We start from the raw sequence: 21,661 nt of genomic DNA on the forward strand, positions 1-21,661 counted from the left end.
GTGGAGATCACCACCCCCGCCGACGACCGGATTCTCATCACGCGCGAATTCGACGCGCCGAAACACCTGGTCTACCGCGTGTGGACCACCCCGGAGCTGGTGCGCCGTTGGTGGAGCGGCCACCGCGGGACCACCACCGAGGTCGAACTGGACCTGCGGCCCGGCGGCCGCTGGCGGTACGTGCTGAAGACGAACGACGGCGCCGAGGTCGGCTTCCACGGCGAATACCGCGAGATCGTGCCGGACGAGCGGCTCGTCTACACGGAGGTGTTCGAGATGCCGGGGGTGGACCTCGATTCCGTGGACGGTCCGCTCAACACGGTCACCTTCACCGCCCTCGACGGCGACCGCACGCGCCTGGAACTGCTGACCGAGACCGGGAGCAAGGAACTGCGGGACATGATCCTGCAGTCCGGCATGGAGGTCGGCGCGCGGGAGCAGATGGTGATCATCCAGGAGCTGGCGGACTCCCTGCGGTAGCGGCCCGCAGGAACCGCTCGCCGGTCTTCGCCAGCGCCTCGGCGAGCTCCGGCGCGTCGAGCACTTCGAAGTCCACGTCGAGCATGCCCAGGTAGAGCCCGAGCATCTGCGCGTGGTCGGACCCGAGTTCGGCCACGCAACGGTCCGGGCCCTCGGCGATCAGGTCGACCGCGATCGGCAGCCGCGCCCGGACGTGGTCCACCGGCGCGTGCAGCCGCACCCGGGCGTGGAAGCGCCAGGTCGCCGTGCCCACGCTGCGCTGGACGAACTGCGCGACGTCACCCTCCGGCGGCTCCCGTGGGGCGAAGCGCGGGCCGTTCGGCACCCTCGGCGTCATCCGGTCGACGCGGAAGGTGCGCCAGTCGTCGCGGGCGGTGTCCCAGGCGACCAGGTACCAGCGGCGTCCCCAGGTGACCAGCCGGTGCGGTTCGACGTCGCGGCGGCTCGGCGTCCGCTGGTGGCTCGTGTAGTCGAAGCGCAGCCGCTCGCTCGCCCGGATCGCCGTCGCGATCGCGGTGAGCACGTCCGCGTCGACGGCCGGGCCGGCGCCGGGCACCGCGACCGTCGCGGCCTGCAGTGCCCGCACCCGGTGCCGCAGCCGCGACGGCAGCACCTGCTCCAGTTTGGCGAGCGCGCGCACCGACGTCTCGCCGATGCCGGCGACGCCCGTCGCGGTCCGCAACCCGACCGCGACGGCCACCGCTTCGTCGTCGTCCAGCAGCAGCGGCGGGAGCTGCGCGCCCGCGCCGAGGCGGTAGCCGCCTTGGACGCCGGGGGCGGCCTCGACCGGGTAGCCGAGCTCGCGCAGCTTGCCGATGTCGGTGCGGACGGTGCGCGCGGTGACGCCGAGCCGGCCGGCCAGGTCGGCGCCGGTCCAGTCGCGTCGCGTTTCGAGCAGCGACAGCAGCCGCAGGAGGCGGGCGGAGGTCTGCAACATTCTTCGAGCATCGCACGAAACGCGGAAGGAAATCTTCCGCAATGGCTCCTAGCGTGCTTCCCATGACGAACGAAATCCGCCCCTTCCGCATCGACATCCCGCAGGCCGAGCTGGCCGGCCTGCACCGGCGGCTGGCCTCGGCCCGGTTCGCCGAGCCCGTGCCCGGCGACGAGCCGGACTGGTCCCGTGGCATCCCCACCGACGTCGTCCGGGAGCTGGCCGGGTACTGGCGCGACGGCTTCGACTGGCGTGCCCAGGAAGCGGCGTTCAACGCGTTTCCGCAGTTCACTACCGAGATCGACGGCCAGGTCATCCACTTCCTGCACGTCCGCTCAGCGCAGCCCGACGCGGTGCCACTGCTGCTCACCCACGGCTATCCGAGCTCGGTCGCCGAATTCCTCGACGTCATCGGCCCGCTGACCGAGCCGGGCCCGGACGCCTTCCACGTCGTCGTCCCGTCGCTGCCCGGGTTCGGGTTCTCGACGCCGCTGAGCGGCCCCGGCTGGGAGCTGGCCCGCACGACGGACGCGTTCGCCGAGCTGATGACCCGCCTCGGCTACGACCGGTTCGCCGCGCAGGGCGGCGACATCGGCGCGGGCGTCACCGGGCGGCTCGCCGCGCTGTACCCGGACCGCGTCATCGGCACCCACGTCAACAGCGATCGCGGCACGATCGCGCTGGCCGGTGAGCAGCTGCCGCAGCCGGAGCACCTGTCCGAGACCGAACAGTCCGAATTGGACGCCGCCCGCGAAGCGTGGAAGGCGGGCCGGGGCTACCTCGACCTCCAGTCGCACAAGCCGGAGACGATCGCGGCCGCGCTCACCGATTCCCCGGTCGGGCAGCTGGCCTGGATCGCGGAGAAGTTCGAAGGGTGGACCGGCGGGAACGGAATCGACCGCGACCGGCTGTTGACCAACGTCAGTCTCTATTGGTTCACCCGCAGCGGCGCGAGCGCGGCCCGGTTCCTGTACGAAGCGGCCCACTCGGGACACGGCTGGCTGGCGCCGTCGGACGTCCCGGCCGGCTGGGCGGTGTTCAACAGCTCGCCGGTGGTCCGGCGGATCATGGACCCCGACGAAAAGATCGCGCACTGGTCCGACTTCGCTTCCGGCGGCCACTTCGCGGCGATGGAGGAGCCCGGGCTGCTCGTGGCCGACATCCGCGCGTTCTTCCGCGGGCTGCGGCCGTGAACGTCCGTGCGCTCAACCGGGCGCTGCTCGCGCGACAGCACCTCCTCGAGCGGACGGCCCAGCCGGTCGCCGCGGTGCTCGGGCACCTCGTCGGGATGCAGGCGCAGGCCCCGCTCGCACCGTACGTCGGGTTGTGGACGCGGATCCCGGGCTTCCGGCCGGACGAACTGGCCGCACTGATCACCGGGCGGGAGGCCGTGCGCGCGTCGCTGATGCGGGGGACGGTCCACCTCGTCCTCGCCGAGGACGCGCGGATCCTGCGGCCGCTGGTCCAGCGCGTCGTGGCGAGCGGCTACACCGGGCACTTCGGCCGCCGGATCGGCGACGCCGACCTCGGCGCGGCGGCGGCCGCCGGGCGGGCGTGGCTCGAGGAACGGCCGCGCACCCGGCGGCAGCTGCGGGACCTCCTCGCCGAACGCTGGCCGGACCACGACGCCGAAGCGCTCTCGTACGCGGTCGGCTACTTCGTCCCGACGGCCCAGCTCCCGCCCCGCGGCGTCTGGGGCGCGACCGGCCCGGCCACGCTCACCACCCTGGACGGCTGGCTCGGCCGTCCGTTGGCCGAAAAGCCGCCGATCGAGGACGTCGTGCGGCGCTACTTGCGCGCGTTCGGGCCGGCGTCGGTCGCCGACGTCCAGGCGTGGTCGGGGCTGACGAAGCTGCGGGAAGTCGTGGAGCCGATGGGCCTGCGGACGGTGCGCGCGGAGTCCGGCGAGCTGCTGTACGACGTCGAAGACGGCCTGCTCCCGGACCCGGACACCCCGGCGCCGGCGCGGTTCCTGCCGGAGTACGACAACGTCCTGCTGGCGCACGCCGACCGGGCCCGGGTGCTCCCACCCGGGCGGCGGGTCCCGCTGCCGCCCGGCAACGGCGCTTCGCGGGGAACGCTGCTGGTGGACGGCTTCTCCCGCGCGGACTGGCGACTGCACTCCGACCGACTGGAGGTCACCGCACACGACCGGCTCACGGCGGAGGAGCGGGCGGAGATCACGGCGGAAGGCGAGCGGCTGCTGCAGTTCCTCAACGCGGGAGACCGGTCTGCCGTGGCTGTCGTGAGTGGCAAGTAGGGTTCTAACCCGCTTTACCACTCACGACCGGGGGGCGTGGGCCAGAATCGTCGGCGTGCAGTTCGCCATCCTCGGGCCGGTCGAAGCCCACCGTCCCGACGGGACCCCGGTTGCCTTGGGCGGCCCGCAGCTGCGCGGGCTGCTCGCCCTCCTCGCGCTCGACGCCGGGCGGGTCATCAGTGCCGAGCGGCTGATCGACGGCCTGCACGGCGAGCACCCGCCCGAGGGCGCGGCCGAAGCCCTCCAGTCCCAGGTTTCGCGGCTGCGGCGAAGGCTGCGCGACGGCGGCGCGCCCGAGGGCCTGGTGGAATTCACCCCCGCCGGGTACCGGCTGGCCGTCGATCCCGCCGACGTCGATGCCCACCGGTTCGAGCTGCTCACCGCGCAAGCACGGGAAACCCCCGATCCCGCCACGAAGCTGTCGCTGTTCACCGAAGCGCTCGCGTTGTGGCGCGGCCCGGCCCTCGACGGGCTCGCCGACCCGCCCCGCGCGGCCCGCCTGGCGGAACTGCGGCTGGCCGCGACCGAGGACCGCGTCGAAGCCGGGCTCGCGCTCGGCCACCACGACCGGCTCGTCGCCGAGCTGCGGGAACTGACCGGCGAGCACCCGCTGCGCGAACGCCTGACCGCCCAGCTCGTGCGGGCCCTGCACGGCAGCGGCCGGTCCGCCGAAGCGCTGGCGGTGTTCGCGGAGGTGCGGGAGCGCCTGGCCGACGAACTCGGCGCCGACCCGTCGGCCGAGCTCGCGGACGCGCACACCGCGGTCCTGCGAGCCGCCGCGCCCGTCCCGGCCCGCCGGGTGCCGGTGCCGCTCACCGGGTTCGTCGGCCGCGCCGAGCTCGACCGGCTCACCGCGGCCCTGCGCGACGCCCGGCTCGTCACGCTCACCGGACCGGGCGGCGCGGGCAAGACCCGGCTCGCCGTCGAAGCCGCGGCCCGGGCGGCGGGCGAGGTGTGCTTCGTCGAACTCGCGACGACCACCGAGGTCCCGCGCACCGTCCTGGCCGCGCTGGGCCTGCGCGAACAGGGCGTGCTGACGCCCGGTGCGGCCGCTGACCCGGCCGACCGCCTGGTGGCCGGGCTCGCCGACCGGCCGCTGCTGCTGGTCCTCGACAACTGCGAACACGTCGTCGTCGAGGCCGCGCGGCTGGTCCGGCGCCTGCTGGGCGAGTGCCCCGGCCTGCGCGTGCTGGCCACCAGCCGGGAGGCACTGGGCCTGACCGGCGAGACCCTGGTGCCGGTCGGCACGCTGCCCGCCCGCGCCGCGGCCCGGCTGTTCACCGACCGGGCCGCGGCGGTCGCGCCCGGCGCGGCCCCCGACCCGGACGCGGTCACCCGCATCTGCGCCGCGCTCGACGGCCTCCCGCTGGCCATCGAGCTCGCGGCCGCCCGGCTGCGGTCGCTGTCCGCGGACGACGTCGCCGCCCGGCTCGGCGACCGGTTCCGGCTCCTCTCGCGCGGCGACCGGACCGCCGAGCCGCGGCATCGGACCCTGCGCGGCGTCGTCGAATGGAGCTGGGACCTGCTCGATCCGGAGGAGCGGCTGCTGGCCGGCCGGTTCGCGGTGTTCGCCGGCGGCGCCCGGCCGGAGGCGGTCGAGGCCGTCTGCGACGTCCCCGACGCCGACGCGGTGCTGACCGGCCTGGTCGAGAAGTCCTTCGTCGAGTTCGGCGGCGGCCGGTACCGGATGCTGGAGACCATCCGCGCGTTCTGCGCCGAGCAGGGCGACGACCGGCGCGCGGCGCACGCGCGGTACTTCCTGGACTTCGCGGTGGCCCGCGAGCCGAAGCTGCGTGGCGTGGACCAGCTGACGGCCCTGGCCGAGCTGACCGCCGAACACGCCGACCTGCACGCGGCCCTGCGCTGGAGTGCTGCCGAGGAGCCGGAGACCGCGCTGCGGCTCATCGCGGCGCTGTCCTGGTACTGGTGGCTGAGCGGCCGGCGGAGCGAGGTGACGCCGATCGCGGACACCGTGCTCGCCGCCGTCGGTCCCGAACCGCCGCCGGGACTGGCCGAGGAGTACGTCGTCTGCGTGATCCAGGCGTCGGACACCGACGTCGAGATCGAGCCGATCCTGCGGCGGCTCGACGGGCCGCTCGAGTACCCGTACCTCTTCCTGCTGTGGGCGTTTTCCCCGCGCACCAAGGCCGAGGACGGCGAACGGCTGGCCGCGCTGATCGGCCCGGACGCCTGGTCGCGGGCGTTCGCCCGGATCGGCGACGGCCTCGGCGCGCAGTACCGCGGCCGGATCGCCGAAGCCGAAGCGCACTTTTCGGCGGCGCTGGACGCCTTCCGCACCTTGGGCGACCGCTGGGGTGAAGCGAGCGCGCTGGAGAAACTCGCGGAGTTCGCGGACTGGCGCGGCGACCACGCGCGGTTCCGCGAGCTGATGGACGAGTCCGTCCGGCTGGCCGCCGAACTCGGCGCGGCCGAAGACGCCGCCGACCTGCTGTGCCGCCGCGCCGACGGCGTCCTGCGGCAAGGGGACGCCGAAGCCGCGAAGGCCGACTACGAAGCCGCCGCCGAGCAAGCGCGCGCCGCGGGCACTCCGGTGACCCTCGCCCGGGCCCGCGGCGGCCTGGGCGAGCTCGCCCGGCGAGCGGGCGACCTGGCCACGGCCCGGCGCTGGTACACCTCGGCGCTCGCCCTGGCCGCCGACCCGGTGACCGGCGGCGAGACGCGGATCCGCGTCCACACCGGCTTCGGCTGGACGGCGGCCGCCGAAGGCCACCTCGAGGAGGCGACCGAGCTGCACCAGGAAGCCCTGGCCACGGCGCTGGAACACGCGAACCTGCCCGGCGCGGCCCAGGCGATCGAAGGACTGGCCGGCGTCCTCGCCGGGCGCGACGAGGACGAGCGGGCCGCGTTCCTGCTCGGGGTGGCGGTCGGCCTGCGCGGTGCGCCGGTCAGCGGCGACCCCGATGTCGCGTCGGTGACGGACCGCGTCCGGGCGCGCCTCGGCGCCGGGGCCTATGCCGAGGCGTTCGGCCGCGGTCGCGAACTGCCGCCCGAACAGGCCGTCGAGGAGGCCGGTCAGCGGCGGTTCGCGCTCGGTTCGTGAACGGTCAACGGCGCGGGCGATCCTTCGGGGCATGACGAAGAACATCCTGATCTCCGGCGCCGGCATCGCCGGCCCCGCCCTCGCCTTCTGGCTGCACCGCCACGGCTTCGACGTCACCGTCGTCGAGCGCGCCCCGAGCCTGCGCGAAGGGGGCTACAAGGTCGACATCCGCGGTGTCGCGGTCGACGTCGTCCGCCGGATGGGCCTGCTGGAGCAGGTGCACGCGGCGAGCACCGACATGCGGGGCGCGGCGTTCGTGAACAAGCGCGGCAAGCAGCTGGCCACCCTCGACGCGGACACGTTCGGCTTCCGCCACGGCGACGACACCGAGATCCTGCGCGGCGACCTGTCCCACATCCTGTACGACGCCACGCGGTCGCACACCGAGTACGTCTTCGGCGACTGGATCACCGGCCTCGACCAGCGTCCCGACGGCGTCGAGGTGACGTTCGCCCACGGCGCGCCCCGCCGGTTCGACCTGGTGGTCGGCGCGGACGGCCTGCACTCCGGCGTCCGCGCGCTGGCGTTCGGGCCGGAGGAGGACTACCTGCGCCGTTTCGACGCCTACATCTCGATCTCGACGGTGCCCAACAGCTTCGAGCTGGACCGCTGGGAGCTGCTGCACTCGGCGGCGCCGGGCAAGATGGTGAACGTCTACAGCACCGCGCGGGCGGCCGACGCGAAGGCGGCGTTCTGGTTCACCGCACCCCCGCTGACCTACGACCGCCGCGACGTCGACGGCCAGAAGGCCCTGGTGGCGGACTGGTTCGCTGGCCTGGGCTGGGAAATCCCCGAGCTGCTGGAGGCGATGCGCGAAGCGGACGACTTCTACTTCGACCCGGTGTGCCAGATCGTGCTGGACAAGCTGTCGGCGGGCCGGGTGACGCTGCTCGGCGACGCGGGCTACTGCGCGTCACCGGCGTCGGGCCAGGGCACGAGCCTGGCGCTGGCGGGCGCCTACGTCTTGGCGGGCGAACTGGCCGCGGACTTCTCGGCAGGGCTGACACGGTACGAGGCGTTGATGCGGCCGTTCATCGAGAAGAACCAGGCGCTGGCGAAGACGGCGTTGCGCGGGATCATCCCGCAGTCCCGGGCGTTCGCGTGGTTCAACACCCGGATGATCAAGCTGATGCCGTACCTGCCGGGCCGCAACCGGGTGCTGGAGCAGATGTCCCGCCCGATCCGCGAAGCGGCGAACGCTTTGGAGCTGAAGGACTACGCGGCCGTCGGCCAGTCGTCCATCCGTGACGGGTACGCGCGGTGATCACGGGTACCCGCAGCACCATGACCAAGGAATTCAAGAAGGGCGACCGCGTCCGGTGGGACGCGGGCAACCAGAGCTCCGTCGGCACGGTCGAGGAAAAGCTCACCGAGGACACCCACGCCGGCAAGCGGGACGTCAAAGCCTCACCCGACAACCCGCAGTACCTGGTCCGCAGCGAGAAGTCCGGGAAGACCGCCGTGCACCACCCGGACAAGCTGCACAAGGCTTGAAAACAAGGCCTAACGCGCCGCGCGGACCTTCGCCGCGACCTCCGTCAGCTCCTCCTTCGTCCGCACCTGCCAGTCGGCGTTCATGACGAAGCCGTCGCCCGCGAAGCGGGGGATCACGTGCAGGTGGACGTGGGGGATCTCCTGGCCCGCCGCCTTGCCGTCGGCCAGGAACAGGTTGATCGCCTCGCACTGCAGGTCCGTGCGCCGCAACGCCGCCGCCAGCTCCTGGGCGATCGTGAACAGCCGCGCGCCGTCGGAAGCCGGGAGCGAAGCCAGGTCCGCGTGGTGGGCCCGGGGGAGGACCAGCAGGTGGCCGGTCGTCACCGGCCGCAGGTCGACGATCGCGACGAAGTCGTCGTCCTCGTGCACGAAGGCCGCCGGGGCCTGGCCGGAGCCGATCGCGCAGAAAACGCATTCTCCGGTCGACGTGGTCGCCGGCATGCGGCGGAGTTCAGCCATGCGGGTGACCCTATCGACCGTCGAGCCAGTGGTGCAGGGCCCACCACGACCGGATGGCGTCGAGCACGCGGCCGCCGCTGTTTTCGGCCAAGGCCAGCGGGGTGAGCTCGGCCAGCCGGTCGAGGCGGTACCGGACGGTGTTGGGGTGCAGGTGCAGTGCCTCGGCGGTGGTGCGCAGGCGCTGGCCGTGGTCGAGGTAGGCCAGCGCCGTCGCGGCCAGCTCGCGGTGGAACGCGTTGCCCGGGTCTAGTGCGCCGAGCACGCCGGCGGCGAGCAGGTCCGCCAGCAGCGGCTGGGCCGTCAGCGCGATTTCGCCCGCCAGGTCGGTGAGGTCGTGGTAGCCGGGGCCGGCGATCCGGGCCGCCGCCGTGCAGAGGCGGTGCACCTCCCGCAGCTCGGGCTGGGCGGCCGGGGGCGCGACGACCACCACGACGCCCTGGGCGAGCGCGACGGCGGCGGGCGGGCGGGCCGCCAGGCCGGTCAGCCTGCCCTCGACCAGCCCGTACACCCCGCCGAACTCCAGCAGCGCCTGTTCGAGGGTGCGCGCCCGCGCCGGGTCGCTGACGTCGGACACCACGCAGGAGTACCGGCCTCCGGGCCGCAGTCCCGCCTGCCGGAGCTCTTCCGGTGTGGGCGGGTGCCCGGCGAGCAGCAGGGTGCGCAGCAGCTGGGTCCGCGCGTCGCGGACCGTCCGGGACAGCTGGAGCTCGGCGGCGTGGTAGCCCTTGACGATGTGCCGTTCCAGCGCACCGGTGTAGCGCTCGGCGTCGAGGATGGTCTCGAGGATGACGTCGTCGGGCAGGCCCGCCGCCCGCGCGCGTTCGACGGCGAAGCGGGCCGCGAGCGTGCGGCCGGCCTGGACCCCGCGCAGCAGGTCGGCGAGCGGGACGCCCTGCGCGGCCCGGTCGGCGCCCAGCGCCTCGGCGGTGGTGTAGTCCGCGGTGTCGGGGTTCGTGGTGGCGCGCAGCGCGGCCGACAGCAGGAACCGGACGTGCCGCCGGTTCTCGGCTTCCGGCAGCCGCGCGACCTCGGGTGACTCGCTCCGCGCGGCCTTGACCAGCTCGTCGACCACGGCGTCGTCGGCGGCCATCGCGTCCAGCACCTGCCGGAGCAGCGGTGAGGCCGGCACGGCACCCTCCCGTTGTGGCAGGGCCACAACACCGCGTCCGCGATGTTGGGCGAGCGGCCCTACCGGAGCGGCTCAGGTGGCCGGTTATCGTGACGATACCGGACAGTAACCCCGTTCCTTCGCGAAATCCATCGAGCGAAGGCCACCACACCTCTTCAGTGCCGAAAGGTGTCTCCCGTGCGCAATTCCCCGGTCCGTCGGAACCGCTCGTACCTCTCCCGCCTGGCCTGCCTCACCGCGTCGGTCGCCCTGCTGGCGACCGGCGCCGCGGTGCCGGCGACCGGCGCCGCGGCCGCCCTGCGGGAGGTGATGTTCGTCGGCAACAACTGGGAAGGCACGGCGGACGTCATCCAGTCGCGCGGGTCGTTCGCCCGCATCGCGCGGGTGAACATCATCCCCGACAAGGACCAGCGCCTGACGGAGATCTACCTCAACCCGATCAAGCTGGCCTTCTTCCTCGGCATCCGCAACGGGCCCGGCGAAGGGCACGACCAGTTCGTCGACGACATGTACACGACACCGGACGGCGGTTCGGTGGTGGCGTCGCGGCCGAGTTTCGCCGACGTCGTCTCGATCAACCTGACCACCGGCCGGATCAACTGGCGCTTCCCGGTGTCGGGTTTCCGCTCCGACCACATGGCGGTCTCGCCGGACGGCCGCCGCGTCGCCGTCTCCGCCTCGACGTCGAACACCGTGCACGTGCTGGACATCGGCACCGGCCAGCAGGTGGGCTCCTTCGCGACCGGGGACAAGCCGCACGAGAACGTCTTCACCGACGGCGGCCGGTACCTCTGGAACATGTCGATCGGCGACGTGAACACCGACCTCGACGACCCGGGCTGGGACTTCACCAAGGGGGACCGGCACATCACCGTCGTCGACGCCGCGGCGTTCCGCCAGGTCAAGGTGATCGACATGCGCCAGCGGCTGGACGCCTTCGGCCGCAGTGACCTTTCGGACGCCGTGCGGCCGGTCGCGTTCACCCCGGACGAGTCGAAGCTGTACTTCCAGGTGTCGTTCTTCAACGGTTTCGCCGAGTACGACGTCGCCACCGACAAGATCACGCGGGTCAAGGAACTGCCGAAGAACCCGGCCACCAGCGACGACCGCAAGACCTTCGTCAACGATTCGCGCCACCACGGCATGTCGATGAACCCGGCCGGCACCAAGCTCTGCATCGCCGGGACCATGGACGACTACGCGACGGTCGTCGACCGCGCGTCCCTGCAGCAGGGCACGCTGGTGCCCGCGGTGAAGCCGTACTGGGCGACGGTGAGCGGCGACGGCAAGGCCTGCGTGATTTCGGAGGCCGGCGCCGACCTGGTCACCGCCATCGACTTCGCAACCGGGCAGAAGCTCGTTTCGGTGCCGGTCGGCGACCACCCGCAGCGGGTCCGCATCGGCCACGTGCCCGACGGCTGGACGGGACCCACGGGTTCCTGAACCTCAGGAGACGGCGAAGGCCGCGGTCAGCCAGCCGCGGACTTCGTCGTCCACATCGGACACCGCGCGCAGGCTCAGCTTGTGCCCGACACGCGGCCCGCTCGCCCAGCTCGCCGGGGCGATGCGGGCCGTTTCGACCGGGCTCGGCAGCCACAGGTACACCAGCACGTCCCGCGACCGCGGGCGCAGCTCCGCCAGTTTCCGGTCCCGCTTCAGGAACACCCCGACCTTGACGGCGTCTTCGTGGACGTCGCCGAGGGTGCGCAGGTGCTCGAGCACCGCGTCGTAGACCGAACGTTGCCACGGGGCCTTTCCGGCGAAGGTCTCCTCGACCGTGCAGCCGGGGACGCACGTGTGCCCCTGGCCGGCGCGGGCGAACTCGCGGTCGCAGCGCGGGCACGTCCACCGGGTCGCCATGCCGTCCAGGATGGCACTCACCGCGCGGCCGGGCCGGGCGCCGGGATGGTGGCGGCCGCGTGCACCAGCTGCCGGGCCGCCTCGCCCGCGGCCTCCCGCTGTGCCGGCGGCAGCTTGTCCAGCAGCGCCCCCAGCGCGGCCTGCCGCCGCTCGAGCATCCGCGCCACGATCTCGTGCCCGGTCCCGGTGACCTCCAGCGTGACGACGCTGCGGTTGCCGGGGCTGCGGCCGCGCGCCACGTGACCGAGGGCTTCCAGGCGGTCGGCCAGCCGCGTCACCGAGGACGCGTTGACGCCCATCGCCGCCGCCAGCTGCGAGCTCGGGACCCGGCCGAGGCGGTCGAGGATCAGCAGCAGCCGCGACTGCGGGAACGACACCTCCGGCGGGGCCGCGCGCGCGCATTCCCAGGCGATCCCCACCAGGACCACGGTGAGGCCGTCGAGAGCGGCCACGTCCGGGTCGGCGCCCGGGGCCGCGTTTTCGAGGGGTTGCATGGCGCAATACTTGCCAACCGCAAGAGGATCGGTCAAGATGGACATCCCCGGCGCTCGCCGGCGGTGTCCGGCCGGTCTGCCGCTGCTTCCCTTTTTTGTGGCCGAGTGCTGCTCGCTTCCCTGATTTCGTTGGTACGTAAGACATTCATAAGGATTTCGCTGAACCTCCGCGTGACGGCGTCCGTGTTCCCGGTACCGAACTGCCGTCAGAAGGAGGAAGCATGCCGGATCACCGTGGCATGACGAGCCGTGCCAAGGCCCGGACCGCGCTGGTCGTCGTGGCCACGCTCGCCGTGGTCGGCGTCGGCTCGGTCATGGTGCTGAACGCCGGCGCCCAGACCGCGCCCGGCTCGACGCAGGCGCAGGTCCCGGCGCACGACATGGCCGGTATGCAGATGGGGTCCGCCGCCCAGGCCGCGGCCACGAACGACGTGGCGGGCGCCGGGCCGGTCACCGAGCTCGACAAGACGTTCCTGGTCAAGGTCCGCCAGGCCGGGCTCTGGGAGATTCCCGCGGGCGACCTGGCGCAGACCCACGCCAGCAGCGAACAGGTGAGGCGCGCCGGGCTGCACCTGCTGGACGGGCACTCGCACCTCGACCAGCTCGTCCGCGAGGACGCGAAGATCCTCGGCGTGACGCTGCCGGACCAGGCCACCGCCGAACAGCAGGGCTGGGTCCGCCGGCTGACCGACGCCCAGGGCCTGGAGTTCGACAAGCTGTTCGCGAACCTGCTTCGCGCGTCGCACGGCAAGATCTTCGCGACCATCGCCGAAGTCCGCGCCGGCACGCAGAACGACGTCATCCGGCGGCACGCCACGCAGGCGAACCAGACCGTCCTCGACCACATGACGGTCCTGGAGGACACCGGGCTGGTCGATGCGAAGACGATCGCCGACGTCGCCGCGGCGGTGAACCCGCCGGCGAAGTAGCCGACGCGATCGGTCCTGGGGAAGGAGCGCCGCCCGCCGGGGAACCCCGGGTCCGGGCGGCTCTCGTCCGTTTCAGCCGCCTGCCAGGTAGCGCTGCACGGTCGGGGCGATCTGCTCGACGACGTCGGCCGGGGTCAGCGCGACCACCGGCGGCAGGCGCAGGACGTACCGGGTCAGCGCCAGGCCGAGCAGCTGGCTCACGACCAGCCCGGCACGCCGCGCGGCGTCGGCCGGGCTGCCGAACCGCAGCACCGCCGGCGTGACCTGGCCGGCGAACACCTGCCGGATCTTTTCGATCACGGCGTCGTCGGCGACCGCCGACCGCAGCAGCGTCAGCAGGATCTCTCCGGTCGGTGGGCCCTCCCACAGGGCGAGGAACTGCCGGACCAGCAGCTCGCCGACCGTGTCCGGGTCGGCCGCGCCCAGGTCCGGCAGGTCGAGCGCGACGTCCACGGCCGCCGCGAACAGGCCGTCCTTGCTGCCGTAGTAGCGCATCACCATCGACGGGTCGATGGCCGCGTCCGCGGCGATCGCGCGGATCGTCGCGCGCCGGAAGCCGTCGGCGGCGAACCGGCGGCGCGCGGCCTCGAGGATGGCCGCCCGGGTGGCGTCCGACCGGCGGGGGGAAGGCTCGTCAACCATGTCAACAAGTGTAGGCCAACACCTGTTGACATGCCACGCGGGACAGGCCTACGGTCGATGCCAACAGTTGTTGGCAAACCGATCCGAGGAGCCCGCCATGACCACCTCCCTGCCGGCCAGGACCGACGTGCTCGTCGTGGGCGCCGGCCCCGCCGGGCTGGCCGCCGCGATCACCCTCGCCGAGGCCGGGGTCGGCTTCGTGCTGCTCGACCGCCTGGCCGAAGGGGCGAACACCTCCCGGGCGTGCGTGGTGCACGCCAGAACCCTGGAGGTGCTGGCCGAACTCGGCGTCACCGAGCGGCTGAAGGAGGAGGGCGTCGTGGTCCCGAGGTTCACCGTCCGCGACGGCGCTTCGGTGCTCGCCACGGTGCCGTTCGGCGGGCTGCCCACCGCCTTCCCGTACACGCTGATGGTGCCGCAGGAGCGGACCGAAGCCGTGCTGCTGGCGCGGCTGCGCGAAGCCGGTGGCGACGTGCGCCGCCCGTACGGGGTCACCGCGCTCGCCGGGGACGACACCGGCGTCACGGTCACGGTCTCGGATGCCGACGGCACGCCGGGCACGGTCCGCGCGCGGTACGTGATCGGCGCCGACGGCATGCACAGCACCGTGCGCGAGCAGGCGGGCATCGCGTTCACCGGCTCCAGCTACGCCGAGTCCTTCGTGCTGGCCGACGTCCGGATGAACTGGCCGCTGGCCCGGGACGAAGTCAGCCTGCACCTGTCGCCGGAGGGCGTCACGGTGGTCGCCCCGCTGCCCGGCGCCCCCGACCGCTACCGCGTGGTCGCGACCGTCGCCGAAGCCCCGGAGCGGCCGGGGATCGCCGACGTGCAGTCCATTGTGGACGCGCGTGGCCCGGAGGGCGGCCGCACCCGCGTCACCGACGTGCTGTGGAGCTCCCGGTTCCGCGTGCACCACCGCGTGGCCGAGCACTACCGGGCCGGCCGGGTCCTCCTGGCGGGCGACGCGGCCCACGTGCACAGCCCGGCAGGCGGCCAGGGCATGAACACCGGCATCCAGGACGCGGTCGCGCTGGGCCGCCTGCTGGCGCGGGTCGTCGCCGGCGAGCCGGCCACGATCCTCGACGGCTACGAGACCACGCGCCGCCCGGTGGCGACGGAGGTGGTGGCGTTCACCGACCGCATGACGCGGATGGCCACCCTGCGCCCCCGCCCGGCGCGGCTGCTGCGCAACACGGTGCTGAAGGCGGCCTTCTCACTCCCGCCGGTGCGCGCGAAGCTGGCCTACCAGCTGGCGGAGCTCGCGGCCCGCTGAAGGGACTCGTGAGCGGTGGTGCGGATTCCCACCCACAGCACCGCTCACCGGGCCGGCGGCACGATGCCGTACTCGTGGATCTTGCGGTAGATCGTGGCCCGGGAGATGCCCAGCAGCTTCGCCGCCCTGACCTTGTTGCCGTCCGCGTCCTCCAGGCACCGCACGATGGCGTCGCGCTCGATCGACTCGAAGCGGTTCAGCGGCCGCCGGGTCACCGCGTGGAACTCCGCCGGGAGGTCGCCGGGGCGGATGGTGCCGGCGCGGCGGCGCTGGGCGACCTTGCGCAGCACCTGGTGGAGCTGGCCGGTGTTGCCCGGCCACTCCGCCCGCATCAGCAGGTGCAGGGCCGCGGCCGAGCACGTCAGCCGGCCGCCGTAGCCCAGCTTGCTCAAGACCAGCGGGACGAGTTCGGCGAGGTCTTCGACGTGGTGGCGCAGCGGCGGCACGCGCACCGTCCGGGGGAAGGACTTCAGCAGCTCGGCCAGCGCCGGTTCGGTCTCGGCCTCCGGCACGAGGGTGACCACCACCCACGGCGCGCTCGCGTCCTCGCGCAGGGTCCGCAGGACCGCGGCCAGCGCGGTGGCCGCCGGCGCTGCCAGCCGGTCGGCGTGCCGGATCACCAGCGTGCGGATCGGGGCTTCGGCGTGTTCGCGCGGCAGCGCGGCCCAGTCCGTGCCGGGCGCCGCCGCGTCGACGGTCAGCAGCCGCGCCGCCGGGTGGTGGCGCTGGTGCAGGCCCTTCGTCAAGGTCAGCTTGCCGGTCCCGGGCTCGCCTTCGAGCGCGACCCATTCGCCACGCTGGTGGCCACGGTCGAGGTCGTGCCCGCAGCGCTGCCACAGCGGCGCCGAGCCGACGACGCCCGGCAGGTACATCGGCAGCATCGGCGTCGGGACGGCCAAGGGCTCCTCGGCCTCGATCAGCTTCACCGACAGCACGCCGCCCGCGGTCTCGGATTCGCGCCGGCCCGCGACCCGCCGGCACAGCACCCGCACCCGCAGCCCGCTGGACAGGGACAGCGTCGCCGGGGTCCGGCGGCCCTCGGCCAGTGCTTCGGTGGCGTGGCCGAGCAGCACCGACTGGTCGGCCGGATCCAGCAGCTGCCGGGCCCGGTCGTTCATCATCACGATGTCTTCGTTGAACGCCAGCACGATGCCCGTCCACCGGCGGCAGGTCTGCAGGTAGGCCTGGAAGAGCATCATCTCCCGCAGGTCGCTGTGCCGCAGCAGGGCCTGGCGGATCTGCTCGGCCGTCGAGCGGGCCAGCGCGACGAGCAGGCCGCCCGCGTCCTTGTGCCAGCAGGTGAGGTCGACGGCGCCGACCTTCTTGCCCGAGATCGGGTGGTGGATCGGCACCCCCGCGCAGGCCAGGTTCTCCAGGTGCTCGGCGTAGTGCTCGTGCCCGAACACCGTCGTCGGGCGGCCGTCCTCCAGCGCGGTGCCGATGCCGTTCGTGCCGACGGACTGCTCGCCGTAGCTGAACCCGGGGACCAGTTCGACGCGCTCGAGGTGCCGGGCCAGGTCGGCGTCACCGGTCCGCTGGGTGAGCACGACACCGCCCGGGTCGGTGAGGATGAGGCTGATCGGCTGGCCCTCGAACTGCTCGCCCAGCTTGTGCAGCACCGGCTCGGCGCCGCGCATGAGCGGGATGTCGAGGTTCTGGTCGCCGAGGTAGAGCGGGTCGATCCGATCGGCTTCGACCTGGAACTCCCGCGAGCGGCGCCACGAGGCCAGGATCGTCGGGCGGACCGTGTCCGCGGGCACCGCTTCGGCGGTCAGGAACCGCACCCGGGTGCGGGCGAGCACGTCGTCGGCGACCAGGGCCGTCTCGTCCACGTGACCTCCAGTTTCCCCGCGGCCCACGTGGGTGCGGGCACACCCGTTGTGCCGCCCGTCCAGCCTAGGCGTGCGAGGGCCGGGCCGGTGTCTCAAATTGAGACGCTCCCGGTGGCGCGGCGGCGGTGCGATGGGGGCATGGCCGCCGAGACGTACAACCCCTGGACGATCGTCAACCTGGTCTTCACGCACCTGGCCGAGCAGGGCCTGCACCCGGAGCTCGGCTCGGCGGGCCACCCCGGTGAGCCCGCCGCCGCGCTGCTGCGCGCGTTCGGGATCGTCCCGACCGTCGAGGGCGACGCGCGCGTGCAGGCCGGGATCCACGACGAGCTGGCCGGGCTGCGCGCCCGGATGCTCGACCCCGGCGAAACGTCCTGAGCAGCGGTTCTGTCTCAGATTGAGACCCGCGTCCGGCGCGGATGCCCGCCTAATGGTGAGCGCAGGACGCCCTGGGCGGCGAGCTCAGGAGATAAGGAGTGATCCATGAGTCGCCAGAGTGTGGCGAAAGCCCACCAGAAGATCCAGGAACTGTCGTGGGAACCGGCCTACCACACCCCGGTTTCGCACTACGGCACCGACTACACCTTCCGGAAGGCCAAGAAGAAGGACCCGCTGAAGCAGGTCCTCCGCTCGTACTTCCCGATGCAGGAGGAAAAGGACCACCGGGTCTACGGCGCCGAGGACGGCGCGATCCGCGGCAACATGTTCCGCCAGGTCCAGGAACGCTGGCTGGAGTGGCAGAAGCTGTTCCTGTCGATCATCCCGCTGCCGGAGATCTCCGCGGCGCGGGCGATGCCGCTGCTGTTCCGCACGGTCCCGAACCCGGAACTGCACAACGGCCAGGCGATCCAGATGATCGACGAGGTCCGGCACTCGACGATCCAGCAGAACCTCAAGCGCCTCTACATGCAGAACTACATCGACCCGGCGGGCTTCAACTCGAGCCTGCGCAACTTCCAGAACGACTACTGCGGCACCATCGGCCGCCAGTTCGCCGAAGGCTTCATCACCGGTGACGCCATCACCGCGGCGAGCATCTACCTGACGATCGTCGCCGAAACGGCGTTCACGAACACGCTGTTCGTCGCCATGCCGGCCGAAGCCGCCGCGAACGGCGACTACCTGCTGCCCACGGTGTTCCACTCGGTCCAGTCCGACGAATCCCGCCACATCAGCAACGGCTACGCGACGCTGCTGATGGCGTTGTCCGACGAAAGCAACCACCAGCTGCTCGACCGCGATCTGCGGTACGCGTGGTGGAACAACCACGCCGTCGTCGACGCCGCGATCGGCACGTTCATCGAATACGGCACCAAGGACCGCCGCAAGGACCGCGAGAGCTACGCGGAAATGTGGCGCCGCTGGATCTACGACGACTACTACCGCAGCTACCTCGTCCCGCTCGAGAAGTACGGCCTGGTGATCCCGCACGACCTCATCGAGGAGGCGTGGAACCGGATCTGGAACAAGGGCTACGTCCACGAGGTCGCGCAGTTCTTCGCCACCGGGTGGCTCGCCAACTACTGGCGCATCGACCCGATGACCGACGAAGACTTCGAATGGTTCGAGTACAAGTACCCGGGCTGGTACGACAAGTACGGCAAGTGGTGGGAGAACTACAACCGCCTCGCCACGCCGAACGGGCACCACCCGATCGTCGCCGAAGACGTCGGCTACGTGTACCCGCACCGCTGCTGGACGTGCATGGTGCCGTGCCTCATCCGCGAGGACATGGTGGTCGACGAGGTCGACGGCCAGCACCGGACGTACTGCTCGGAGACCTGCCGCTGGACCGACGCCGAGGCGTTCCGGCCCACCTACCAGGGCCGCAGCACCCCGAACATGGGCCAGCTGGTCGGCGCCCGCGAGTGGGAGACGCTCTACCACGGCTGGAACTGGGCCGACGTCGTCTCCGACATGGGCTTTGTCCGCGACGACGGCAAGACCATGGTCGCCCAGCCGCACCTGGACCTGGACCCGAAGAAGATGTGGACGCTCGACCACCTGCGCCGGATGCCCGAGGTGCAGTCGCCGAACGTGCTGCTCAACCAGATGACCGCCGAGCAGCGCGCCGCCTTCGTGGCCGACTACAACCGCCAGGGCCCGGCCGGGCGCCCGGCGCCGCAGGCCTGACACCAACCGGTCGTGAGTGGTAAGGCGGGTTAGAACCCGCCTTACCACTCACGACCCCGCAGCGAGACGGGGCTGGGATGGCCGAAAAGCACCGCGTCCGGTTCGAGCCGGTCGGGATCGAGATCGACGTCGCCGAGGACCAGACGATCCTGCGGGCCGCCGCCGAGCAGGGCGTCATGCTCATGCACGGCTGCAAGGAAGGGCAGTGCGCGGCCTGCAAGTCGTTCCTCCTCGACGGCGACGACGTCGAACACGACCGCTATTCGACCTTCGCGCTGCCCGACTACGAAAAGGAGGAAGGCTTCACGCTGCTGTGCCGGGCCCACGCCTACGAAGACCTGACGATCGAGCTGCTCAACTACGACGAGGAGATGATCCAGTCCGGCCTGCCGATCCAGGAGGCGACCGCCGAGGTCGTGGCGAACGATCCGGTGACCCACGACTTGCGGCACCTGGTCGTCCGGCTGGACGGGGACCTGAAGTTCTTCCCCGGCCAGTACCTGGACTTCGCTATCCCGGGCACCGAGGAGACGCGGTCGTTCTCCATGGCCAGCACCTCGGCCCGCGACGGGTTGCTGGAGTTCGTCATCAAGATCTACCCCGACGGGCTGTTCTCCCGGTTCCTGGCCGACGGAGTCGCGGTCGGCGACCGGCTCCGGGTGACCGGCCCGTTCGGGGTGTTCACCCTCCGGGACAACCCGGGCAAGGACCTCGTCTTCGTCGGCGGCGGGGCGGGGATGGCGCCGATCCTGTCCCTGCTGCGGTCCATGGCCGAGCGCGGCTTGGACCGGAAGGCGACGTTCTACTACGGTGCCCGCCGCCGTCGCGACCTCTGCTTCGAGGCGGAACTGCGGGAGCTGGAAGCGAAACTGCCCGGCTTCCGGTACGTCCCCGCGCTGTCCGAGCCGGGCGACGACGACTGGACCGGCGAAACCGGCTTCGTCACCGACGTCCTGCGCCGCGCCGGGATCGACTTGACCGGCGCCGACGCCTACGTCTGCGGGCCGCCGCCGATGGTCGAAGCGGCGCTGGAGCTGCTGCCCGCGCTCGGCGTCGACGGCAAGCGCGTCTTCTACGACAAGTTCACCACCACGGGCGAAGGGTAAGGAAACCCATGACAGCCACCTCCGAACGCAGCGTGCCGAAGCCGGCGTTCACCGACGCCGAAGCGGGCGCGAAGGTCTTCCCGGACTCCACCGCCCGCCAGTACAACTACTTCACGCCGGCCAAGCGCAAGCAGAGCCACTACGAAGACGTCACCGTCGAGGTCCAGCCCGACCCGCGGCACTACCTGTCCCAGGGCTGGCTCTACGCCTTCGCCGACGGCAAGGCCGGGTACCCGCTGGAATGGACCGCGCTGAAGGCGTGGGGTTCGGACCGTCCGGTGCCCGAACGCGGCCCCGGCTCCGGCGGCCAGGGCTACGACTGGCCGGCGCACGGCTGGCACGAGTTCCGCGACCCCAACGAGGAGTGGGAGCTCACCCTGTACCGCTACAACGCGAACGTCGTCCGCCAGCTCAACCAGAACGTCGACGCCGCGCGCCAGGCCAAGGCGTTCGAGCAGTGGAACCGCAACTGGATCGACTTCGTCGCCAAGCACGTCGGCGCCTGGATGCACGTCGACCACGGCCTCGGCCTCTACCTGTTCGCCAACGCCAACCGCCGCGCCCCGACGAACATGCACAACAACGCCATCTCGGTGAACAGCATGCACCGCATCCGCGCGGCGCAGGACCTGGCGCTGTACAACCTGACGCTCACCGAGGAGATCGAGGGCTTCGACGGCACGGCCCATCTGGCCACCTGGAACGAGGACCCGGCGTGGCAGGGCGTGCGGGACACCGCCGAGCAGCTGACCGGGATCTGGGACTGGGGCGAGGCGATCTTCGCCGCGAACGTCGTCTTCGAGCCCCTCGTCGGCGAGCTGTTCCGCAGCAACCTGGTCCAGCAGGCCGCGCCGGCGAACGGTGACTTCGTCACCCCGACGCTGATCGGTGCCGAGGAGTTCGACTTCTCCGAACGCGACCTCCGCTACACCAAGCAGCTGTACCACCTGCTGATCAACGACAAGGAGTTCGCCGACCACAACAAGGCGCTGCTGCAGAAGTGGCTCGAGGACTGGGTGCCGAAGAGCATCGCCGCCGCCCGCGCCCTGCAGCCGCTGTGGTCGCAGCCCGACGCCAAGCCGATCCGGTTCGAGGACGGTCTCGACCGCGTGAAGAGCCGGTTCGCCGGCATCCTGTCCGAATTGGGCCTCAAGGCACCCGAGGAGCTGGGCCAGTGACTGTCTTCAAGACCGCGGAAAGCCCGTTCAAGACGAACAACACCGCGTCCAACATGTGCGGGTTCACCCTGATGAACAACCAGGTCGGCGCGATCGTCGCCGAGGTCATGGGCGCCAAGGACAACGTCACGATCACGCCGCTGCCCTCGATGATCCGGGTCGACGCGGTCGGCCGCATGGACGTCGTCTACGCCGAGGTCGACGAGGCCGCCGGCGAAGAAGAGGGCTGGTTCAACGCGGCCGAGTTCGAGGAGAGCATGTCCACCCACTACGGGCGGATGATCCACGAAGACGACCGCACGATCATGTTCGCCAACCCGGAAGACGCGGCCGAATACCTCGACTTCGACCTCAAGCCCGTTCGCTAGCAAGGCAAGCACTCGATCCCGCTCAGGAG

General features: G+C 71.9%; 21 protein-coding genes. 14 read left to right on the top strand and 7 right to left on the bottom strand.

Annotated elements, in window-relative coordinates; genetic code table 11:
• Positions 1–480, top strand: coding sequence for an SRPBCC family protein (locus C2L58_RS19465; RefSeq protein WP_103339007.1), 480 nt, complete (start codon positions 1–3; stop codon positions 478–480).
• On the opposite strand, the gene C2L58_RS19470 is transcribed toward C2L58_RS19465, so the two are convergent.
• Positions 449–1,417, bottom strand: coding sequence for a helix-turn-helix transcriptional regulator (locus C2L58_RS19470; protein WP_103339008.1), 969 nt, complete (start codon positions 1,415–1,417; stop codon positions 449–451). The genes C2L58_RS19465 and C2L58_RS19470 overlap by 32 nt on opposite strands.
• 53 nt (positions 1,418–1,470) lie before the next feature.
• On the opposite strand from C2L58_RS19470, the gene C2L58_RS19475 reads away from it, so the two are divergent.
• From C2L58_RS19475 to C2L58_RS19495, 5 genes are read left to right on the top strand one after another with little or no spacing between them, the layout of a single operon-like run.
• Positions 1,471–2,607, top strand: coding sequence for an epoxide hydrolase family protein (locus tag C2L58_RS19475; protein WP_103339009.1), 1,137 nt, complete (start codon positions 1,471–1,473; stop codon positions 2,605–2,607).
• Complete coding sequence (locus C2L58_RS19480) at positions 2,604–3,674, top strand: winged helix DNA-binding domain-containing protein (RefSeq protein ID WP_103339010.1); 1,071 nt, start codon at positions 2,604–2,606, stop codon at positions 3,672–3,674. Before C2L58_RS19475 ends, C2L58_RS19480 begins: the two co-directional genes overlap by 4 nt.
• A gap of 55 nt (positions 3,675–3,729) precedes the next feature.
• A complete protein-coding gene (locus tag C2L58_RS19485) occupies positions 3,730–6,735 on the top strand; it encodes an ATP-binding protein (protein ID WP_103339011.1) in 3,006 nt (1,001 codons plus the stop codon).
• A 31-nt stretch (positions 6,736–6,766) separates the two neighbouring features.
• On the top strand, positions 6,767–7,999 hold the full coding sequence (locus tag C2L58_RS19490) for an FAD-dependent monooxygenase (protein ID WP_103339012.1): 1,233 nt from the start codon (positions 6,767–6,769) through the stop codon (positions 7,997–7,999).
• A gap of 20 nt (positions 8,000–8,019) precedes the next feature.
• Positions 8,020–8,229, top strand: a complete 210-nt coding sequence (locus tag C2L58_RS19495) for a DUF2945 domain-containing protein (protein ID WP_103339422.1) — start codon at positions 8,020–8,022, stop codon at positions 8,227–8,229.
• Positions 8,230–8,238: 9 nt separating this feature from the next.
• Here the strand turns inward: C2L58_RS19495 and C2L58_RS19500 are convergent, their stop codons facing one another.
• Together C2L58_RS19500 and C2L58_RS19505 are read right to left on the bottom strand one after the other, a co-directional pair.
• Positions 8,239–8,688, bottom strand: a complete 450-nt coding sequence (locus C2L58_RS19500) for an HIT family protein (RefSeq protein WP_103339013.1) — start codon at positions 8,686–8,688, stop codon at positions 8,239–8,241.
• A gap of 10 nt (positions 8,689–8,698) precedes the next feature.
• Complete coding sequence (locus C2L58_RS19505; RefSeq protein ID WP_103339014.1) at positions 8,699–9,817, bottom strand: helix-turn-helix domain-containing protein; 1,119 nt, start codon at positions 9,815–9,817, stop codon at positions 8,699–8,701.
• 177 nt (positions 9,818–9,994) lie between these two features.
• Between C2L58_RS19505 and C2L58_RS19510 the strand changes: the two genes are divergently transcribed.
• Positions 9,995–11,260, top strand: coding sequence for a YncE family protein (locus C2L58_RS19510; protein WP_103339015.1), 1,266 nt, complete (start codon positions 9,995–9,997; stop codon positions 11,258–11,260).
• Between the two features lie 3 nt (positions 11,261–11,263).
• Here C2L58_RS19510 and C2L58_RS19515 read toward each other — a convergent pair whose 3' ends face one another.
• Together C2L58_RS19515 and C2L58_RS19520 are read right to left on the bottom strand one after the other, a co-directional pair.
• Complete coding sequence (locus C2L58_RS19515) at positions 11,264–11,677, bottom strand: DUF5655 domain-containing protein (RefSeq protein WP_233225804.1); 414 nt, start codon at positions 11,675–11,677, stop codon at positions 11,264–11,266.
• Positions 11,678–11,694: 17 nt separating this feature from the next.
• The gene (locus C2L58_RS19520; protein ID WP_103339017.1) at positions 11,695–12,171 is read right to left on the bottom strand and encodes a MarR family winged helix-turn-helix transcriptional regulator; all 477 of its coding nucleotides are present in this window, start codon (positions 12,169–12,171) and stop codon (positions 11,695–11,697) included.
• Positions 12,172–12,392: 221 nt separating this feature from the next.
• Here C2L58_RS19520 and C2L58_RS19525 point away from each other — a divergent pair, with 221 nt between their 5' ends.
• The gene (locus C2L58_RS19525; RefSeq protein ID WP_103339018.1) at positions 12,393–13,100 is read left to right on the top strand and encodes a DUF4142 domain-containing protein; all 708 of its coding nucleotides are present in this window, start codon (positions 12,393–12,395) and stop codon (positions 13,098–13,100) included.
• A 72-nt stretch (positions 13,101–13,172) separates the two neighbouring features.
• On the opposite strand, the gene C2L58_RS19530 is transcribed toward C2L58_RS19525, so the two are convergent.
• Positions 13,173–13,742 carry a TetR/AcrR family transcriptional regulator gene (locus tag C2L58_RS19530; RefSeq protein ID WP_103339019.1) on the bottom strand — a complete coding sequence of 190 codons (570 nt, stop codon included), beginning with the start codon at positions 13,740–13,742 and terminating at the stop codon, positions 13,173–13,175.
• 97 nt (positions 13,743–13,839) lie between these two features.
• Here C2L58_RS19530 and C2L58_RS19535 point away from each other — a divergent pair, with 97 nt between their 5' ends.
• On the top strand, positions 13,840–15,015 hold the full coding sequence (locus C2L58_RS19535) for an FAD-dependent monooxygenase (RefSeq protein ID WP_103339020.1): 1,176 nt from the start codon (positions 13,840–13,842) through the stop codon (positions 15,013–15,015).
• 44 nt (positions 15,016–15,059) lie between these two features.
• Here the strand turns inward: C2L58_RS19535 and C2L58_RS19540 are convergent, their stop codons facing one another.
• A complete protein-coding gene (locus tag C2L58_RS19540) occupies positions 15,060–16,847 on the bottom strand; it encodes a sigma-54-dependent Fis family transcriptional regulator (RefSeq protein WP_103339021.1) in 1,788 nt (595 codons plus the stop codon).
• A 138-nt stretch (positions 16,848–16,985) separates the two neighbouring features.
• On the opposite strand from C2L58_RS19540, the gene C2L58_RS19545 reads away from it, so the two are divergent.
• The 5 genes from C2L58_RS19545 to mimD all read left to right on the top strand — a co-directional run bounded on the left by C2L58_RS19545 (position 16,986) and on the right by mimD (position 21,632).
• Entirely contained in the window at positions 16,986–17,225 is a 240-nt protein-coding gene (locus tag C2L58_RS19545; protein ID WP_103339022.1) for a hypothetical protein, read from the top strand.
• Positions 17,226–17,330: 105 nt separating this feature from the next.
• Positions 17,331–18,980, top strand: coding sequence for a methane monooxygenase (locus C2L58_RS19550; protein ID WP_103339023.1), 1,650 nt, complete (start codon positions 17,331–17,333; stop codon positions 18,978–18,980).
• Between the two features lie 77 nt (positions 18,981–19,057).
• Positions 19,058–20,086, top strand: coding sequence for an NADH:ubiquinone reductase (Na(+)-transporting) subunit F (locus C2L58_RS19555; protein WP_103339024.1), 1,029 nt, complete (start codon positions 19,058–19,060; stop codon positions 20,084–20,086).
• 8 nt (positions 20,087–20,094) lie between these two features.
• Positions 20,095–21,264 (top strand): toluene hydroxylase, encoded by a 1,170-nt coding sequence (locus C2L58_RS19560; RefSeq protein ID WP_103339025.1) that lies wholly within the window; start codon positions 20,095–20,097, stop codon positions 21,262–21,264.
• Positions 21,261–21,632 (top strand): propane 2-monooxygenase effector subunit MimD, encoded by a 372-nt coding sequence (gene mimD, locus C2L58_RS19565; RefSeq protein WP_103339026.1) that lies wholly within the window; start codon positions 21,261–21,263, stop codon positions 21,630–21,632. The genes C2L58_RS19560 and mimD overlap by 4 nt, the downstream gene beginning before the upstream one ends.
• Positions 21,633–21,661: the final 29 nt, after the last annotated feature.

It is taken from the genome of Amycolatopsis sp. CA-126428, from assembly GCF_002904335.1.
Lineage (GTDB): Bacteria > Actinomycetota > Actinomycetes > Mycobacteriales > Pseudonocardiaceae > Amycolatopsis.

What these genes read in the sequence shown, in the direction of transcription:
- C2L58_RS19525 (WP_103339018.1), top strand. Translation starts at nt 12,393, where the DNA reads ATGCCGGATCACCGTGGCATGACGAGCCGTGCCAAGGCCCGGACCGCG.
- C2L58_RS19555 (WP_103339024.1), top strand. Translation starts at nt 19,058, where the DNA reads ATGGCCGAAAAGCACCGCGTCCGGTTCGAGCCGGTCGGGATCGAGATC.
- C2L58_RS19520 (WP_103339017.1), bottom strand. Translation starts at nt 12,171, where the DNA reads ATGCAACCCCTCGAAAACGCGGCCCCGGGCGCCGACCCGGACGTGGCC.
- C2L58_RS19535 (WP_103339020.1), top strand. Translation starts at nt 13,840, where the DNA reads ATGACCACCTCCCTGCCGGCCAGGACCGACGTGCTCGTCGTGGGCGCC.
- C2L58_RS19470 (WP_103339008.1), bottom strand. Translation starts at nt 1,417, where the DNA reads ATGTTGCAGACCTCCGCCCGCCTCCTGCGGCTGCTGTCGCTGCTCGAA.
- C2L58_RS19550 (WP_103339023.1), top strand. Translation starts at nt 17,331, where the DNA reads ATGAGTCGCCAGAGTGTGGCGAAAGCCCACCAGAAGATCCAGGAACTG.
- C2L58_RS19545 (WP_103339022.1), top strand. Translation starts at nt 16,986, where the DNA reads ATGGCCGCCGAGACGTACAACCCCTGGACGATCGTCAACCTGGTCTTC.
- C2L58_RS19530 (WP_103339019.1), bottom strand. Translation starts at nt 13,742, where the DNA reads ATGGTTGACGAGCCTTCCCCCCGCCGGTCGGACGCCACCCGGGCGGCC.
- C2L58_RS19490 (WP_103339012.1), top strand. Translation starts at nt 6,767, where the DNA reads ATGACGAAGAACATCCTGATCTCCGGCGCCGGCATCGCCGGCCCCGCC.
- C2L58_RS19560 (WP_103339025.1), top strand. Translation starts at nt 20,095, where the DNA reads ATGACAGCCACCTCCGAACGCAGCGTGCCGAAGCCGGCGTTCACCGAC.
- C2L58_RS19495 (WP_103339422.1), top strand. Translation starts at nt 8,020, where the DNA reads ATGACCAAGGAATTCAAGAAGGGCGACCGCGTCCGGTGGGACGCGGGC.
- C2L58_RS19500 (WP_103339013.1), bottom strand. Translation starts at nt 8,688, where the DNA reads ATGGCTGAACTCCGCCGCATGCCGGCGACCACGTCGACCGGAGAATGC.
- C2L58_RS19515 (WP_233225804.1), bottom strand. Translation starts at nt 11,677, where the DNA reads ATGGCGACCCGGTGGACGTGCCCGCGCTGCGACCGCGAGTTCGCCCGC.